The sequence below is a fragment of the Desulfamplus magnetovallimortis genome, assembly GCF_900170035.1.
Taxonomy (GTDB): Bacteria; Desulfobacterota; Desulfobacteria; order Desulfobacterales; family Desulfobacteraceae; genus Desulfamplus; species Desulfamplus magnetovallimortis.
Genome location: NZ_LT828618.1, coordinates 1 through 811, shown reverse-complemented (window position 1 = coordinate 811; position 811 = coordinate 1). Strand labels below are relative to the sequence as shown.

General features: G+C 42.5%; 2 protein-coding genes. One reads left to right on the top strand and one right to left on the bottom strand.

All coding sequences use genetic code 11. The annotated features are described in order from the left end of the window. Positions 1-183 precede the first annotated feature (183 nt). Positions 184-573, top strand: a complete 390-nt coding sequence (locus tag MTBBW1_RS27295; RefSeq protein ID WP_139786945.1) for a hypothetical protein — start codon at positions 184-186, stop codon at positions 571-573. On the opposite strand, the gene MTBBW1_RS29320 is transcribed toward MTBBW1_RS27295, so the two are convergent. Continuing rightward, positions 556-811, bottom strand: a 256-nt coding sequence (locus tag MTBBW1_RS29320) for a hypothetical protein (RefSeq protein WP_222424207.1), incomplete at its 5' end; no start/stop codon positions are given. The genes MTBBW1_RS27295 and MTBBW1_RS29320 overlap by 18 nt on opposite strands.

Genomic DNA, 811 nt, shown 5'->3' with positions numbered 1-811 from the left:
GCCACATTTCATGGATACTATTTTCGGACAGCAATTTGCCCACAGAGCGGTTTCTCAACAACAGACCTGCCAATTTCAAGATATCTATGCCATGACAAAGGAAATGCCCGGACATGTGACCATGTTACTTTTTCTTTGTTGCCTTATATGCTTGTCCCCTACCGCCAATTATCCCTGAATTTCATGATAAAAGCCGTATGGCTGAGAATTTCCCGTAAATTGAGCCTTTTCGAAGCGATGGACGTAATCGAAATGGAGTTAAATCATTTAAAAGACGTGGCAGATTTCATCAATATCAGCACACTTCTCTTCTGGCAGCAAATGATTCAAATCGCTCTTGGAGATTTTCTATCATCAGACACCAGTGCCTCATCTAAAACAAATCATGAGCAGTTGCACGGGGGCGATGGTTTTGAAAATTTTATTGAAATTCTTCTTACCTATCAATCCCGGAATGACGGTACTCCCATCCGGGGGCCGGATGCATTTGCCCTGGATTTTTATCAACAGTCCGGTGGCGTCGAAAGGAACGCTCCTTTTTTGTTTGGCCGGGCATCACAGCACAGAGATTAACCCTTGGCATTCCCCACAGGTGAAGTGCGCACAAAAATTGATGATGGTGCAATCATAGCTGTCCGGCTGTGATTTACCTCTTTTTTTTCTATAACTTTTCGTATTTTCGATATCCTCCCCATGCCCATCTTTTTTTTCACACTGGCTTACAATCAACCGATTGGCGTTTAGCGTATATTTCAATGAAACGGAGCAATTAACATAGGAGATATCATGGTTGAGATGATCGAAATTAGTG

What these genes read in the sequence shown, in the direction of transcription:
- MTBBW1_RS27295 (WP_139786945.1), top strand. Translation starts at nt 184, where the DNA reads ATGATAAAAGCCGTATGGCTGAGAATTTCCCGTAAATTGAGCCTTTTC.